Raw genomic sequence first — 16,186 nt, 5'->3', positions numbered from 1 at the left:
GAGTTCCCGGCGAGCCGGTGGCGGAAGATGTCGCGGGCGCCGGTTTCGGTGTGGGCGTCGGCACGAGGGAGCACCTGCGCGGCACCGGCGGCCAGCTGCAGCAGGCGGGTGGTGAGCGCGTCGGCGCGCCGCTCGGCCAGGTAGTCCGGCTGGGCGGCGCGGCCGCCGGACCCGGGCGGGATGGCCGCCGCGCGCAGCAGCCACTGCAGCTGCCGGGCGAGTTCGACGACGACCTCGGCGGCCCGCAATTGGGGCGAGCTGGTCGGTTCGGCGGCCAGGGTGGGGTCGATGCCCAGCGCGGCCGCCAGCTCCCGGCACACCGCGGCGACCTCGGCCAGCCGCGCCCGCGCCCACACCAGGACCTCGCGGTCCCCGGTGAACCGCTCGCCCGCGGCGGCGTTCTCGCACGCGGTCGCTGCCGCGTGCAGCTGCTGCGTGGTCTCTGGCTGGCCGTGCCCGGTCACGGCGGTGGTCGGGCGCTCCGGGCTCATCGCACCGTCACTGTCCGGCGGTGGGCGGGCAGGCCGGCGCCGAGGTTGCCCATGACCGCGGCCATCGCGGTTTCCAGCTCCCGCAGCGCGGTTTTCGCCGCCAGGCGCCGGGCTGTGAGCTGCTCGGGGGAGCGGGCACGCGGCTTCGAGCTCAACCGCTCTAGCCATTCCTCCGCGAAGGCGATCTGCGGGCGCAGCTGCGGGGCCAGCACTGCGAACTGCGCGCGGGGGCGGGTGATGACGTCCCGGGTGGCCATCGACGCCGTGAGCGCGGCGTCGATCTCGTCCTTCTCGCCGCGGATCCGCGCGGCCTCGAGGTCCCACGTCGCCGCGTAGTGCGAGGACAGGGCGGCCATCAGGTCCCGAAGATGCCGACGATCGACACCTGCCACTCGTGCACCCGCCCGGCGGTGTCGGCGCGGTGTTTGAATACGCTGCTCAGCACGGTGCCGATGATGGTGCCGGTCAAGGCGGCCACGAAGGTGGTCACGGTTTGCCACATGCGGCGCTCCTGGTGAGTCTTCAGGCCGAGGTCGGAGGCAGCGTGCTGCGGGGATGGGCGGTGACCGGCGCGGACGTTATCGCGTGGCTCCGGGCCTGCGGGCCGAGTCGACGATCTTCTGCAGGTCGGAGATGTCGAAGAAGTGGGTGCTGAAGGAGCCGGCGCCTTCGCGGGCTTTGCGTTCGGCCACAACGGCTTCGTAACCGAGCAGCATGCGCCGGTAGACCTGCAGGACCACCGCGGCGACCACCCGGCCGGTCTCGGTGGGCTGGTCTTTGAGCACGTGCAGCTGCTCAAGGACCAGCGTGCGGCCGATCGCGGCGTCGGCAGGGTCGTCGTCGTACTGCGGGTCCAGGGACCGGCGCCGCTCCACCACACCGTCACCGGCGGGCTCTGGAAGCCCGTAGGGCTGGGTCTTCTTCCAGCGCTCGTACTCGCCGTATCAGTAGCGGAAGACGTTCGGGAAGGTCAGCAGGCAGGCCCCGATGAAGTAGGTCGCGAGCGCGGCGCCCTTCTCCGGCGACCACTCGCGGCCCTCGAGCGCGCTCCTTCCGGGTCCGGAAAGACGCGATCGAGAGCCGCTGCACCGCCGGCGCCGACGGGATCACCCGCACGTCCACGGTCGGGCGCGTCAACGGCATCACCATCACACCGGGCACGACGTTCCTCGAGATCCCGGGCGTGGCGTCGCTCTACCTGAACGAGAGCACCACCAACACCAGAGGAGACCTCGTGCAGAACGCGGTCCGGGTGGTCAAACCCCCGGTCGTGGTCGGCGGCGTCGTCATCGTGCCCGGGCAGGAGATCACCCTCGCCCAATGCCGCCTCGGCTGACCCCGGCGCGCGCACCCGCTCCGATCCGGGTTGGTGTCGCCACTGCCACCCCGGGGGCGTTGTGGCTGCACAGCGGCGGGACTGACCACTACGCGCACGTCCATCTTCCGGGGCCCAGCATCCGGTATCTTCCCCTGCCTCGGCCGGGGAAGTACTTCGCCGACGTCACCGTGCGCGGACACACCGCCGCGGCGCGGCTGCCGGAGACGAACTGGCGGCGTGGTGCGGAAAGGTGGATCATTCGGCTGATCACGCCGTAAGAGCGGACAGTGTCGTAACGCGCACCGCGTACCCCGCGACCTTGTGGGCGACCGACCTGCCCGCAACTGCGAGCTTTTGCCCCGACGGTAGATGATCAAGAGGTACACGGTGGACTCAGAGTTGCGCTCTGCCATTGAGCATCATGGGGAGTTCGCGGAGGAAGCACTGCAGTTGTGGTTCCCGGATGCCAAGACCTACTTCGAGAAAATCCGTCCTGGCCGGTCCGGCGTGGAACTGGCTCGTCTCGACATCAGCGGGGATACGGCCGACCTGAGCCCCGGTTCTTACGTGTTCCGAGTCGGTCCCACCGAGGACGATCTGACCGCCCCGAACGAATTCAAGGCCCACCGGCTCATCCGTCAGGCAGATGAAGCCTTCGCCGCCGACCACGTACCGCGGCTGTTCAAGCTTCACCCGTCCAGTGGTACCGGCGAGCGTCTCGTCGCCTCGCTCCACGAGACCGCCGGTGGGAGCTTGAGCCGGTACGCACCTCCCAGCCGGGAGTCGACCGGCCTGGCCGGTATCGCCGAGGACCTCGCCCATGATCTGATGGCGGCTTGGTCGCAACCCAACGTCATCGAGCAGGTCACGGCGTCCGAGCTGCTCGTCGGTGTTCTCGGCGAGGACCGCGTCGAGACCTGTGCGTCGATCGTGAGATCGATCTTCGACGGCAAGGAAGTCGTGGTCGAGGACGGCCACACGTTCATGAACCCCTCGATGATCTTCGACCCCGCCGACGAACGGTCCCTGCCGGTCATGGGCGCCACGGTTCACGGCGACCTGCACATCGGCAACCTCCTGGTACCGCGCAGCGAATCCAGGAACCACGACGACCGCGGGTTCTGGATCGTCGACATCGATCAAGCCCGCCAATCCATCGCCGGCTACGACCTCGCGTACCTCGAAGTCAGCGTCCTCGTGAACTACTACGAAGACATTCCGCGCCCGGTCCTCTCCCGATGTCTCCAGCGTGCGGAGGAAACGGCGCAGAGCCCGGTTCCCGACGGCTACGGCTGGTTGAACGCCTTCCTCAGCTCCTCACGCGCCGGCTTCACGTCGTGGGTGAAGCGCCAGCCGGGACGGTCGGACGATCTCCGCAGGCAGATCCTGCTGACCCGGATGATCGCGGCCCTGCGGTGGGCGTGCCGATTCGAGTTCTCCAGCGCCAAGGCCAGGATGTGCGTTGCCTACGCCGCCTGGTACGCGACGAGGCTGCACCTGGAATTCCCGCGTCCCGGTGAAACCGCGCCGGTAGCCGCCGGTTCGGATTCCGACGCACACGTCGAACTGTGGGAATCGCTTTGGCACACCTTGTCCGGCTTCGCTCCGCGGGCGGCGCGTTACGTCTTGGTCGCCGAGCAACTTCCCCGGCAGGACTCGCTGGCGGCACTCGGCCGCCTGCCGTGGTCGGCCATCGTCGACCTGGACCCGATGTCGGACCGCGACGGCCTCCGCGCCGTGGCGGGGCCCGTGCTGGACACACAGCGCGCCTCGCACGTGTTTGTTGCCGAGCGGCCGCAGGTGGACTTCAACGAAGGAACGGCCTGGCTGCTGGCTGCCGGGTCCACGCTGCGCCGCGAGCCCCAGCTCGCCTTCCGTGAATGGGTTTACCAGCGCCTCGATGCTGTCCGGCAGCTCACCGCCTCGCTCCACTCGGCTACGGGGGACGTGCCTATCGTCGTCGTCCTGCTGGCGGGCGGTACCGACAACGCCCAGGACAGCGGCCGGGACCGCATGCTCAAGGTCGTCGATGTGATGGACGAGATGCTGCGTGGGGCGGCGACCTTCATCCACGTCGGAGTGGCGCAGCTCGAACCGCCGATTCCGGTCAACACCGTCCCGCTCCCGGTGCAGCAGCTCCTCGATCGGCTCGCCGAGACCGTGGGAAGCAGTGCCACCGAGCGCAGTTACGGCCTGCCGACGATCTCCGGGAAGACCGTCCCGATCGCGCCGGACACGCTCCAGTCGTTCCAGGAGCACTTGAACGTCCTGCACCGGGACATCGACATCATGTCCCCCTCCGCCGGCCAAGGGGGGAACGACGCGTTCTGGCGAGGCGGCCTGATCAGCTGGGCGGACCTCGAGGCAGGAATCGATGTGTCCCGCTCCGTGCACGCGCCGCTGGTCAGTGCGCTCCAGGAGAGCCTCGACAGCCACCGGACCCGTACTGTCGTCCTCGAACACCAGCCTGGTGCGGGCGGGACTACGGTCGCGCTGCGCGCCGCTTGGGACCTCCACCAGCTGCACCCTGTGGCCGTGCTGCGGTCCGGTGTCGCGATCGACGCCGCGCGGGTTCCGCTCATCGCGGACCGCCTGCACAAGCTCTTCGTCATCACCCAACGGCCGGTCCTCCTCGTCGCCGACGGGAGCGATCTGTCCGAGCCCTACCGCGAGGCGTTGTACCGAGAGGTCGCCTCCCGGGGCGCCCGCGTGACGATGTTGTACGTCCGGCGCGTGTTGCGGCCGCGGGACGACGCGCCGCTGGCGGTCTCCGAACCGCTCAACGATGTGGAAAGCGACGCCTTCGGCCGCCGGTACGCCCAGCTGACCGATGACAAGCACCGGAAAGACGAGCTCCGGCTGCTGCAGACCCCCAGTTACGCCAAGTACCGCACGCCGTTCTTCTACGGGTTGATCACCTTCGAGCGCGAGTTCACCAAGCTCGAGGGATACGTCCGGACCCACGTCAGCCAGATCCGCGGCCGGGTGCGCGAGGTCCTGCAGTACCTGGCGTTGGCGACCATCTTTTCGAACACCGGCCTCCAGGTGGAGGTCCTGCAGAAGCTGATGCGCATCTCGCGACCGAACGCCGACATCAGCCCGGACGACCTGGTCGGGCCAGAGGCGGCCCGCCTCATCACGGTGCGAGCCGGCCGGGTGCGGCTCCTGCACCAGCTGCTCGCCGAACAGGTGCTTTCGGAGCTGCTCGGCGACGGGGGGTGGGAACACCACCTGAAGGACCTCGCGATCGACCTGGTCGAAGCGCTCGCGATGAACACCGATCCCGCGGCCGAGCCGGTCCGCGTGCTCCTGCGGCAGATGTTCGTCGATCGCCAAGGCGGGATGGTGGACGGCACTGAAGACCGCGGTGGGTTCGCGCCGCTCATCGAGCGCCTGGACGACATCAACCCGAGCCTGGGCCACCAGGTGCTCAAGACCCTCACCGATCACGTACCCGAAGAGCCGCACTTCTGGAACCACCTCGGGCGTCACCAGATGTACCGGTTGGAGCGCGACCTCGACAAGGCCGAGGAGTACGTCGGCAAGGCCGTCGAACTGTCGCCCCACGACGCGCTGCACCACCACACGCTCGGTCTTGCGCGGCGCAGCCGCATGCGCCAGGAGATCCGTCGCGCGAGGCACCAGGGCCTCCACGCCATGCTGACCGTCACCGACGAATGGTTCTCCCGGACCGTCGAGTGCTTCACGACGGCGCGTGACCTCAGCCCCGACAACATCTACGGCTACATCACCCACGTCCAGGCGATCGTGGACGTGGCCCGCAACCTCAAGGAGATGTCCGACGTCCGCTCGGTGGCCGAGCTGACCGCCGACGCCGGCGAGTGGGTCATGGAGCACCTCACGGTGGCCAACGAGCTCCTGGGGACGGCCGCGCACCTGTACGGCACGCTCGACCAGCGGGACAACTACATGACCCGGTGCGAGGCCGACATCAGGAGCCTGTACCACGACCTCGACTCCGTGGTGGCGCTGTGGGAGCGGGCCGCAGCGAGCACACGCAGTTCCCCGACCGTGCGCCGGGCACTGGCCCAGGCCTACTACGTGCGAGGGAATCGGAGCTGGCGCGAACTGACGACGGCGGAGCTCTACCGCATCGTGGAGCTCGCCAACAACAACCTCGCCCGGCAAGGCAACAAGGAAGAGGATTACCGCCTCTGGTTCGAGGCGTACAAGCTGCTGCCGGACTTCGATGTCGAAGAGGCGATCTCGAAGCTCCACGGCTGGTCGTCGAAGTTCCCGTCCTGGCGCGCCCACTACTACAAGTACTGCCTGCACTTCTACCTCTGGTTCCAGGGGCGGACCAACGACACCGAGCGGTTCCGGCTGGAGCAGCAGCTCGCCCAGAAGCACATGCTCGGCCGGACCAAACGCTCCCACCTGTGGCTGGCGAAATCTCCGGGGTGGTTCCCCCTCGTGGCAGAAACCGACCTCGGCCCCTGGAGCCGTCCGGAGGGTTTCTGGAGCGATACGTCGCTCCTCCAGCGGGTCAACGGGGTCATCGACTACATCGACGGTCCGCAGGCGGGGTGGATCCAGCTCGCGCCCGGCGCTACGGCTTTCTTCGTACCGAGCGTCCGCGACTTCCAACGGGACAGCGACGAGAACGAGCCCGTCAACTTCTTCGTGGGCTTCAGCCCGGAGGGCCTGCGTGCGTGGGATGTGGAGCGCGGTCATTCCCCGGCCGCGGTCGACGCGCGAGCGGACGACACGGTCGCGGCCGATCGTCTCAGCCCTCGTCCGGTCCAGGACGTGCCGAAGCGCACCGTCTCCCGTCGCGCGGAGGAAATCGGCAGCGAGCGGGTCGTGGCTTTCTGCGTTGCTTTGCTGGAGGTGCACCGTTCGGTCGATGAGACGCCCCTGTCCTTCCTGGAAGTGCGGGTGAAGGCGCGGTTCCGCGACGACTCGATCGACCTGAAGCGGGTCCTCGGTCACTCTCCGCAGGTGGTGCTCACGCCGGATTCCGATCCGGTCGTGCATCTCGTCGACGGCGGTGACGGCGGCCAGAACCGCGACGTGTCGCTCACCTCCGAAGGGCGCCTGCTGGGACGAATTCTCTTCCTCAGCGATGCAGAACACTGGGGGCTCATCACCCTCGACGACCAGCGGAACCTGCGGTTCGAATACTCGAGGGTCGAGAACGAGGAGGCGAGCGGGCCACCCGTGCGCGGTCAGGTCGTCCGCTGCGTCTCGGTGATGGGCCCGAGAGGCGCGGATGCTCGGGATGTCGAGCTGCTCCCGAAGACGTCTTCGCTGGTGGACGGCGAGGTGGTGCCGGTAGCGGACCTGGCGGGCCGGATCGAATCCGACCTGCGAGCGGAATTCGAGCGGCGGCTCGCCGGTGACGAAACACACGTGCGGCTCGCGGATCTCCGCGACTGGCTCGAATCCCGGTACCCGGCCGGGTCGCCGCTCGCGGCGCGGCTCGGTGTCAAGACACTGGACCAGCTCTGGGACCAGTACCATTGGATGATCGTCAGCGGCAAGAACGACGGCAAGCGTGCCCGGCTGCGCAACGGGGTGGCTTTCGGCCGTCTGCCGCTCGACGCGCCGGGAGCCGACGCGCCGAGAGCCGACGGAGGGAATGCGCCGCTCGATGACTTTGCCACGGTCCTAGGCCGGGTGGTAAGGCGCCTCCACGAGCCCACGGGCAAATGGCCGCAGTTGAAACGTGTGGACAGGGAGATGCGGACCGAGCTCGGTTCGCGGTTCCGCCAAGTCGTCGGTGGGTCCCTTCAGGATCGCATCGCCGGTGCGCCCGGTTGGAAGCTGGCCAAGTGGCGGGTGGTTCCGGTGTCGGGACAGACCGCCGCGTCCACCAAGGCGCCGGGATCGTTCGGCGGCGTGCTGGCCGAGGTGTTCAACGACGTGCAACGCGCGGGGACGGAACCAAGCCTTCAAGTGCTCGGTGGCGTACTCCGTCAGCGGATGGGTCAGGAAGCCTACGCGTCGGAGGTCGGATCGAGCCTGAAGCGCCGGATCGAGCGAGAGGCGGGCTGGTCGGTGACGGAGGTACGACCGGGCGTGTACGTCCTGTCCGGCTCGGCGAACCCACCCGGAAGCCCCGGTGCGGTGAGCGAGCTCGGTGATCACCTCGAGAAGGTGGTGGCGGAACTGGAGAGCGAGGGGCTGCCGCTCGCGATGACGAGTATCGGCGGCCGGCTCAGAGCGCGGATGGCTGAAGAGACGTACCAGGCGATGGTGGGGAAGTCCTTGCACAAGGCCGTGATCGCTTGGGGGTGGACGGTCGCGGAGATCCGCCCCGGCTACTGGGTGATGTCGCGGACACCCTGATCCACGAGCGGGTATCACTACATGAGCAACGGGACGACCACCGCCAGCACCAGGCCGAGGATTCCCACCGCGAGGCCCCAGAACTCCAGCGGTCGTGCGCGGGCGGTCGTCACCAACCAGTTCTGCTGCCTGCTCGCCTGTACGCTCGGTCCGAGCTCCTTGATGCCGTCGGCAAGATCCGAGTTCAGCATCCGGAGGCCCGTCACGTTGATGGTCCGCCCCTCGAACTCGCCATCGCCGGACAACACCAGGGACTCCGGGACCCACGACGCGTTCGGTCCGGCCGCGAGGTCCGCCCGGGTCGAGCGGAGGTGGAAGAAGGTGATGCGGTAGTTGGTTCCGGCGCCGTTCGTCCGCGAGACCTGGGCGACATCGACCGTACCGAGCTCGGTCAACCGGTCTGTCGCCGTGTCGAAGACGAATCCCGGCAGTTCCTCCTGCAGCTCCCGCACGGCGACTTCCCGCGGGCCGCCGTCCCCTCGCCGGCCGTGACCGCCCGGAAGCTGGTATTGCCGGCTGCCGGCGTCGTACAGCAACAGGAACTGGCGTTCCCGCCCGTGGCCGATCCGGTTGACGACGATCTGGGAAACCGCCGCGTTGCGGATGGTCTCCGCGGCGGGGTCGAGCCGGAGCCGTCGACGCTCCATCACGTACAGGAACTGTGTACCGGAAAGGATCTGCTCTTCGTCGTAAGGCGGATCGGCGGTACCGTTCCTGCCCCAGTTGTCGAGGATGGTGTGCTCGGATTCCAGGTACTCGGCGAGACTGCGCAGGAACAGGGCGGCGTTCGGCGTCGCCGCCCTGACCAGCTCACGCCCGGCGTCGTGCCGAACCTCGAGGACACCGAAAACGTTGAGGAACGAGACGAGCAGAGTCCCGGCCGCCGTCGAATCGCCACCCAGCCCGGCCACCCGGCAGATGTCCGCCACGGCAACCGGGCTCTCGTCGTTCCCGGGTATCGCCCTGATCGCTGCGGCGGCCGGTGTCGTCGGCCTCGGTTGAGCCATGCCGGAAGAATATCGCTACGACAGGCGGCATCGCGCCGGAAGTACGGCCGGCGGTTCTACGGCGGGCCGGGCGGGGCGTACACGCGTGACGAGTGGACGTCGATCTCGGACATCGGGCAGGTGTTCGACGGAGTGACGTTGACCCGCGAGGAGTACGAGCGAGTCGAGGGGCTGTACCTGGCGGCTGTGCGCACCGGGCTCGAGGCGGCGGGCGTCGAGCGGCTGCAGGTGTGCGGGCTCGAGGACCACGGTGACGCGCCCGGCTCGCTCGCGGAAGGTGCGTGGCTCCCGGTGACCGAGGCGGTGGCGGTCTGCCGGGCGTTGCTCCGCGAAGCCGGGTTCGAGTGTGCAGTGACGCGCCTCCACACGTGGAGTTCTCGTGTGTGATCCGAAAGGACGTAGCCGAAACCAAGCCAAACCAGCCGTGACCAGCGCGGATAACAAACTATAGGCGTCTTCACCCTCACCAAATCAGTGGAGACGTTGAGCGGTCGGCCGCCGTCCTTTCGGCGCTGAGGCACCCCCAGTGATGACGATGCGCCATAGGCTTGACCAGGACGCAAGCGGGCGGCCCCGGAAGGAGTGCCCGCGCGGATCGGCGGGGGTTGCGGACCTGGGCACATTCTCAGGGTGCCATTACTTGTGCGCCACCGACACCCGCTATGGCAGCGGCGTGTATTCGTGGCCGCTGCACAGGCCAAGCTCCCGGAACCACAAAATGTGGGTGATACCCGTGGGTATCACCCACATCAGCTGCAGAAAGAGCGCGTCGGTGGTTCACGCTCCTGGCCTGCGCTCCGGCGACTGTCGGGTCGGTTCCCGCAGCTCGAACCGTCTGACGACGGCTCGACTGTAACGCTCTGTGGCGACACCTTGACAAGCGATGTGACGAAACTACTCTACGTCACCTCTTCGATCAACCGCACTAGCACGGTCACGAAATTTAGCTTCTAGCCTTTCTAAGCAACGGAAAATAGCAGCATAAACGCAATTATTCGACGTCGCTGCGGAATGGGAATGTGTGGCGTGAATACTGTTTCAATCAGATCACAAGAGGACGCTGGAGCATTTGCTCGACCTAGCGAGCTGAGGTGGTCCACCTGGCGCGCACATCTGTCTACAGTGGAATTTCTGGGCCGTTTCTGGGCCGTATGGTGATCGGTCGCAACCGGTACGCACCGGCTCTGACCAGCCCAAACGTCCGAGACGGCCGAAGGGCGCCGCGGGGCCCGGATCGGTCTCCGCAGGGCCCCTCGGCCCACCTCCTGGACGGTGACGAGTCGGCGTCAGCGGGAGCGGTTCGCCCACCAGGTCTGGCCGGCTTCGGGCAGGGTCGAGATCGGGTCGTAGTACGGGTACCGCCGCTGCAAGGCCTCCGGGTCCTCCAGCTCGATCCCGGTCCGGTAGTTCTTGGTCCAGTACGAGATCCCCAGCTCCCGGTCGTACTCGGCCAGCTGGTGCACCCACCGCTTCCCGACATAAGGCACGTCGCACACGATGCGCGGCGTCGCGTACCCCGGCAGGTACCCCATGATCGCGTGCTGCAGCTCCTGGGCTTCCCAAACAGACACCCGCCAGTGCTCGGCGTTCGGGATCATGTCGCACATGTAGAAGTAGTACGGCAGGATGTTCGCTTCCCCTTGCAGCGCAAAGCAAAGGTCCAGCAGCGCGGCCGGTGTCGCATTCACCCCGCGCATCAGCACGCCCTGGTTGCGCACGTCGCGGACCCCGACGTTCAGTGCCGTCTGGGCCGCCTCCGCCACCAGGGGGGTCACCGACTGGGCGTGGTTGACGTGGGTGTGGATCGCCAGGTTGACGCCGCGGCGCTGGGCGGTGACCGCGACGCGCTCCAGTCCCTCGACCACCTTCGGCTGGATCCAGTGCTGGGGGAGTGCCGCCAGGGCCTTCGTCGCCAGGCGGATGTCGCGGACCGTTTCGATGTCCATCAGGCGCATCAGGAACGACTCCAGCTGCGGCCACGGGACGTTGGCCACGTCGCCGCCCGAGACCACGACGTCGCGGACGCCCGGGGTCTTCTTGAGGTACGCGATCATCGCGTCCTGGCGGTCGACCGGTTTGAGGGTCAGCTTGTGCTTCTCCACCGTCTCCGTGGAGTTGCCGACGAGGTCCATGCGGGTGCAGTGGCCGCAGTACTGGGGGCAGGTCGAGATCATCTCGGCCAGCACCTTCGTCGGGTAGCGGTGGGTCAGGCCCTCCACCACCCACATCTCGGCCTCGTGCAGCGAGTCGCGCTCGGAGTGCGGGTGGCTCGGCCACGTCGTGTCACGATCACTGCGCACCGGGAGCATGTAGCGGCGGATCGGGTCGGCGTAGAACGCCTCGGTCACCTTGGCCGGGTCGGTGCCGGCCGTGGGGGCCATCGTGTTGAGCATCTGCGGGGGCAGCAGCATCGACATCGTGGCCATCTCGCGCTGGTCGGCGAGCAGGTCGTCGTAGAAGCGCTCCTCCAGCAGGTCGCCCATCAGCGCGCGCAGCTGCTTGACGTTGCGGACGCAGTGCACCCGCTGCCACTGCGCGTCGCGCCACTCGGCCTCGGTCACGTCGTGCCAGCCGGGGAAGCGGCGCCAGTCGGGTTCCACCAGCTCGGCGCGGGCGTACTCGTAGGGCTGGTCGAAGGCGGCGGCAGGCGTCACAGGTTCCTGGATCGCAGTCACTTGTACTCCTAGTCGTCGGGAACGCGTTAAAATATCCTGTCATAACGTTCTCACGGAGTAAATCTTCCTGCCTGCTGGGTCGCCGTCCCCCACGTGGACGAAGGGGGGAGACTCAGGTGCGTGACGGACGAACACACGACGCTCCTGCTCGGCGGGCGCATCTACACCCCCGCCGGCCCCGACGCGACGGCGATGGCGATCACCGGCGGCACCGTGGTCTGGGTCGGCCAGGACGCCCCGGCCCGCGCCCTCCACGAAAACGCCGAGATCGTCGACCTCCAGGGCGCCTTCGTCGCCCCCGCGTTCGTCGACGCGCACGTCCACGCCACCGCCACCGGCCTGCACCTGACCGGCCTCGACCTCACCGGCGTCCGCAGCGGCGCCGACCTGCTGGCCCGCGTGCGCGAGGCCGCCACCGGAGAGCAGGTCCTGCTCGCCCACGGCTGGGACGAGACCACCTGGACCGACCCGCGCCTGCCCAGCCGCGCCGAGCTCGACGCCGCCGCCGGGAGCACGCCCGTCTACCTCAGCCGCGTCGACGTCCACTCCGCGCTCGTCTCCACCGCCCTGGTCGAGCTGGCCCCCGCCGCCCGCGCCGCCGACGGCTGGTCGCCCGAGGGCCCGCTGACCCGCGCCGCCCACCACGCCGTCCGCGCGGCCGTGCGCGCCGCCGTCACCCCGGAGCAGCGCGAACGCGCCCAGCGCGCGTTCCTCGCCGAGGCCGCGCGCCAGGGCATCGTCAGCGTCCACGAATGCGCCGGCCCCGACATCTCCGGCCGCGACGACCTCGCCGCCCTCCTCGCCCTCGCCGGCCCCGGCACGCCCGAGGTCGTCGGGTACTGGGGCGAGCTCGGCGCCGTCGACACCGCCCGCGAACTCGGCGCCCGCGGCCTGGCCGGCGACCTGTTCGTCGACGGCGCCCTCGGCTCCCACACCGCCGCGCTGAGCGAGCCCTACGCCGACCACGCGAGCGAGGGGACCCTCTACCTCGACGCCCACCGCATCGCCGAACACCTCGCCACCTGCACCGAAGCCGGGCTGCAGGCAGGCTTCCACGTCATCGGCGACGCCGCGGTCGCGGAGGTCGTCGAAGGCTTCCGGCTGGCGGAGAAGGAAGTCGGGCAGCGCGCGCTGGCCGCCCGCCACCACCGGCTCGAACACCTGGAGATGGTCACCACCGAGCAGGCCAAGCAGCTGGCCGGCTGGGGCGTGGTCGCCTCGACGCAGCCGCTGTTCGACGCGCTCTGGGGCGGCCCGGAAGGCATGTACGCCGAACGCCTCGGCGCGGACCGCGCGGCCGGGCTCAACCCCTTCTCGGCCCTGGCCGCCGAAGGCGTCCTGCTCGCCTTCGGCTCCGACGCGCCGGTGACGCCGCTCGACCCGTGGGCGAGCGTCCGCGCCGCGGCCTACCACCGGACACCCGGCGCCGGCCTGTCCCCGCGAGCGGCGTTCACCGCCCACACCCGCGCCGGGCACCGCGCGGCCGGCGTCAACGACGGCGTCACCGGCAGCCTCGTCCCGGGCGCGCCGGCGCACTACGCGATCTGGGACGCCGCCGACCTCGTCGTGGCCACCCCGGACAGCCGCGTGCAGCGCTGGTCCACCGACCCGCGGGCCGGCGTCCCCCCGCTGCCCAGGCTCGAACCGGACGCCACCCTCCCGCGGTGCCTGCGCACGGTCCGCGCGGGTGAAGTCCTCCACGACACGATCTCCTAGAGTTGGCACCCGTGGCAGTCACCGTGGCCGACCCCGAACCGGGCGCCCCGCACCCGTCCGCCCGCACGCGGCGGTTCCCCCCGGCCTGGCTGTTGCGCACCGTCGCGGCGCTGGCGTCCGGATTCGCCTATTACCTGAGCTTCGCGCCGCGCCCGCTGTGGTGGCTCGCGCCGCTGGCCTTCGCCGGGCTGGCGCTCGTCCTGCGCGGCCGCCGCTTCCGGGCCGGCTTCGGCTACGGCTTCGCGTTCGGGTTCGTGTTCTTCCTGCCGCTGCTGACCTGGCTGCTGGACTTCCTGGGCCCCGACTTCGGCCCTTGGCCGTGGCTGGGCCTGTCCGTCGCGCTGGCGCTCTACCACGGCCTGGCGGGCGGCCTGATCACCCTGGTGTCCCGGCTGCCGGCCGCGCCGCTGTGGGGCGCGCTGGTGCTCATCGCTCTGGAGACACCCCGCGCGTGGTTCCCCTTCGGCGGCTTCCCGTGGGGCCGCGTCGCCTTCAGCCAGCCCGAAGGCGCGTTCCTGCCGCTCGCCTCCCTCGGCGGCGCGCCGCTGGTCGGCCTGGCCGTCGTCCTCACCGGCTTCTGCCTGGCCGGCCTCGCCACCCGCCTGTGGGAAGCCCGCAAGCTCACCCGGCCGGTGACCTTCGCCGCGCTGGGCACGCTGCTGCCGGTCGTCGCCGGCCTGGCCCTGTGGCCGACGATCGGCACCGGCGCCCAGGACGGCGAACGCACCGTCGCGACCGTCCAGGGCAACGCCCCCGACATCGGCCTCGCGCTCCAGGGGGAGCGCACCGTGCTGCGCGACAACACCATCGCCGAGAGCCAGCGGCTGCTCGCCGACATCCGGGCCGGCAAGGTGCCGAAACCGGACCTGGTGGTGTGGCCGGAGAGCGCCACCACCGTCACCGGCCCGGACCTGCAGGTCGACCAGCTCGTCGCGAACTTCGGCGTCCCCGCGCTGATCGGCGCGATCTACCAGCTGCCCGACGGGCACCTGCAGAACTCCGTCATCGCCTGGGACCCGCGCACCGGGCCCGGCCCGCGCTACGCCAAGCAGCAGCTGGTGCCCTTCGGCGAGTACGTCCCGGCCCGCAAGGTCGCCGAGCTCGTCACGCCGTTCCTGGACGCCGAGACCGTGGACATGGTCCCCGGCGACGGCGCGAACCAGACCATGACCGCCGCGGGCACGAAGGTCGGCGTGTTCATCTGCTACGAAGCGGCGTTCGACTACCCGGGCCGCGACGCCGTGCGCGACGGCGCCGAACTGCTCGTCGTGCCGACCAACAACGCCTGGTACGGCGAGAGCGAGATGAGCGTGCAGCAGCTGGCCATGTCGCGGCTGCGGGCGGTCGAGCACGGCCGGGCCGTCGTGGTGTCGGCCGTCTCCGGGGTGAGCGCGATCGTCGCCCCCGACGGGACCGTGACCAGCTCAACGGGCCTTTTCACGGCGGATTCCCTGGTCGGGCGCGTCCCGTTGCGGACGCAGACTACGCTGTCGGATCAACTAGGTGCGTGGACGGAGTACGGGCTGCTGGCTCTGGCGATCGCCGGGGTGGCCGGTGGGCTCGTACTCCGTTTTCGCACCCGGCGCGGCAGCGCCGGCACGGCAGCAGGGGAAGCGGCGGACTGACCGCCGCGGATATCGGAGGAGCAGGGATGTCGCAGGCGCCGCGGGGGGCCCGGGGAATCGAGCCGGTGCTGGTGGTGATCCCGACCTACAACGAGCGGGAGAACCTCGGCCCGATCCTGGACCGCCTGCACAAGGCACTCCCGGACGTGCACGTGCTCGTGGTGGACGACGGCAGCCCCGACGGCACCGGCGAGCTCGCCGACGAGCGCGCGGCGGCCAACGACCACGTCCACGTGCTGCACCGCACCGAGAAGGCCGGCCTCGGCGCCGCCTACATCGCCGGGTTCCGCTGGGGCCTGGCGCGCGAGTACAACACGATCGTCGAGATGGACGCCGACGGCTCGCACGCCCCCGAGGACCTGCCCCGGCTGCTGGACGCGGTCGGCGACGCCGACCTGGCGATCGGCTCGCGGTACGTGCCGGGCGGCAGCGTCGTCAACTGGCCGGTCAAGCGCCAGGTCCTCTCCCGCGGCGCCAACTTGTACTCCCAGGTGGCGCTCGGCATGCGGGTCCGCGACATCACCGCCGGGTTCCGCGCCTACCGCCGTCCGGTGCTGGAGAAGCTGGCCCTGGACGAGGTCAACTCCCACGGCTACTGCTTCCAGATCGACCTGACCATCCGCACCGACGAGGCCGGCTTCGAGATCGTCGAGGTCCCGATCACCTTCACCGAGCGCGAGATCGGCGAGTCGAAGATGAACGGCTCGATCATCCAGGAGGCGTTCCTGCGGGTGGCGAAGTGGGGCCTCGAGCGCCGCTGGCACCAGCTGCGCCGGCTCGTCAAGCGCGCCTGAGCCGTTTTCCCCCGTTCTGGGCCATCATGGGTCCGGTGACGACCATCGTGGCCTTCCACGCGCACGCCGACGACCCCGTCCTGCTCAGCGGCGGCACGCTGGCCCGCGCCGCGGCCGACGGGCACCGGGTGGTGGTCGTCGTGGCCACCGACGGCATGGTCGCCGAGCACCCGACGCCCCGCTGGGCCGAGCTGGAGGCGGCCGCGGCCATCCTCGGCGTGCACCGGGTCGTGCACCTGGGCTACGCC

The 16,186-nt window shown here is 69.6% G+C and carries 13 protein-coding genes; 7 read left to right on the top strand and 6 right to left on the bottom strand.

Going from position 1 to position 16,186, the window contains the following annotated elements; translation table 11 throughout:
* From CCN39_RS05500 to CCN39_RS05490, 4 genes are all read right to left on the bottom strand, one after another.
* On the bottom strand, positions 1-491 hold a 491-nt coding region (locus tag CCN39_RS05500; RefSeq protein ID WP_143263957.1), incomplete at its 3' end, for a hypothetical protein.
* Positions 488-847, bottom strand: a complete 360-nt coding sequence (kilB, locus tag CCN39_RS05495; RefSeq protein ID WP_086838977.1) for a plasmid transfer protein KilB — start codon at positions 845-847, stop codon at positions 488-490. The genes kilB and CCN39_RS05500, both read right to left, overlap by 4 nt.
* A complete protein-coding gene (locus tag CCN39_RS52550; protein ID WP_279629558.1) occupies positions 847-981 on the bottom strand; it encodes a hypothetical protein in 135 nt (44 codons plus the stop codon). The genes kilB and CCN39_RS52550 overlap by 1 nt, the downstream gene beginning before the upstream one ends.
* 88 nt (positions 982-1,069) lie before the next feature.
* Positions 1,070-1,369 (bottom strand): hypothetical protein, encoded by a 300-nt coding sequence (locus CCN39_RS05490; RefSeq protein ID WP_086838975.1) that lies wholly within the window; start codon positions 1,367-1,369, stop codon positions 1,070-1,072.
* A gap of 305 nt (positions 1,370-1,674) precedes the next feature.
* Here CCN39_RS05490 and CCN39_RS50045 point away from each other — a divergent pair, with 305 nt between their 5' ends.
* The gene (locus CCN39_RS50045; RefSeq protein ID WP_158104483.1) at positions 1,675-1,827 is read left to right on the top strand and encodes a hypothetical protein; all 153 of its coding nucleotides are present in this window, start codon (positions 1,675-1,677) and stop codon (positions 1,825-1,827) included.
* Positions 1,828-2,196: 369 nt separating this feature from the next.
* Positions 2,197-8,121 carry a tetratricopeptide repeat protein gene (locus tag CCN39_RS05485; RefSeq protein ID WP_143263956.1) on the top strand — a complete coding sequence of 1,975 codons (5,925 nt, stop codon included), beginning with the start codon at positions 2,197-2,199 and terminating at the stop codon, positions 8,119-8,121.
* Positions 8,122-8,138: 17 nt separating this feature from the next.
* On the opposite strand, the gene CCN39_RS05480 is transcribed toward CCN39_RS05485, so the two are convergent.
* Positions 8,139-9,128 (bottom strand): NUDIX domain-containing protein, encoded by a 990-nt coding sequence (locus CCN39_RS05480; protein ID WP_143263955.1) that lies wholly within the window; start codon positions 9,126-9,128, stop codon positions 8,139-8,141.
* Between the two features lie 132 nt (positions 9,129-9,260).
* On the opposite strand from CCN39_RS05480, the gene CCN39_RS05475 reads away from it, so the two are divergent.
* A complete protein-coding gene (locus CCN39_RS05475; RefSeq protein WP_143263954.1) occupies positions 9,261-9,515 on the top strand; it encodes a hypothetical protein in 255 nt (84 codons plus the stop codon).
* A gap of 899 nt (positions 9,516-10,414) precedes the next feature.
* Here the strand turns inward: CCN39_RS05475 and CCN39_RS05470 are convergent.
* Entirely contained in the window at positions 10,415-11,803 is a 1,389-nt protein-coding gene (locus CCN39_RS05470; protein WP_208630150.1) for a KamA family radical SAM protein, read from the bottom strand.
* A gap of 120 nt (positions 11,804-11,923) precedes the next feature.
* On the opposite strand from CCN39_RS05470, the gene CCN39_RS05465 reads away from it, so the two are divergent.
* The 4 genes from CCN39_RS05465 to CCN39_RS05450 form a co-directional block, all read left to right on the top strand.
* Positions 11,924-13,519, top strand: coding sequence for an amidohydrolase (locus CCN39_RS05465; protein WP_086838965.1), 1,596 nt, complete (start codon positions 11,924-11,926; stop codon positions 13,517-13,519).
* A gap of 11 nt (positions 13,520-13,530) precedes the next feature.
* The gene (gene lnt / locus CCN39_RS05460; protein ID WP_086838979.1) at positions 13,531-15,144 is read left to right on the top strand and encodes an apolipoprotein N-acyltransferase; all 1,614 of its coding nucleotides are present in this window, start codon (positions 13,531-13,533) and stop codon (positions 15,142-15,144) included.
* A 26-nt stretch (positions 15,145-15,170) separates the two neighbouring features.
* The gene (locus tag CCN39_RS05455) at positions 15,171-15,938 is read left to right on the top strand and encodes a polyprenol monophosphomannose synthase (protein ID WP_086838963.1); all 768 of its coding nucleotides are present in this window, start codon (positions 15,171-15,173) and stop codon (positions 15,936-15,938) included.
* Between the two features lie 26 nt (positions 15,939-15,964).
* Positions 15,965-16,186, top strand: a 222-nt coding sequence (locus CCN39_RS05450; protein WP_208630149.1) for a PIG-L deacetylase family protein, incomplete at its 3' end; no start/stop codon positions are given.

This window comes from Amycolatopsis kentuckyensis (assembly GCF_002155975.1).
Classification (GTDB): Bacteria; Actinomycetota; Actinomycetes; order Mycobacteriales; family Pseudonocardiaceae; genus Amycolatopsis; species Amycolatopsis kentuckyensis.
Note: the sequence above shows the minus strand (reverse complement) of the source record. Positions and strands in the feature narration are given on the sequence as shown.

Excerpts from the sequence above, each read along its gene's own strand:
- kilB (WP_086838977.1), bottom strand. The coding sequence starts at position 847 with ATGGCCGCCCTGTCCTCGCACTACGCGGCGACGTGGGACCTCGAGGCC.
- CCN39_RS05455 (WP_086838963.1), top strand. The coding sequence starts at position 15,171 with ATGTCGCAGGCGCCGCGGGGGGCCCGGGGAATCGAGCCGGTGCTGGTG.
- CCN39_RS05480 (WP_143263955.1), bottom strand. The coding sequence starts at position 9,128 with ATGGCTCAACCGAGGCCGACGACACCGGCCGCCGCAGCGATCAGGGCG.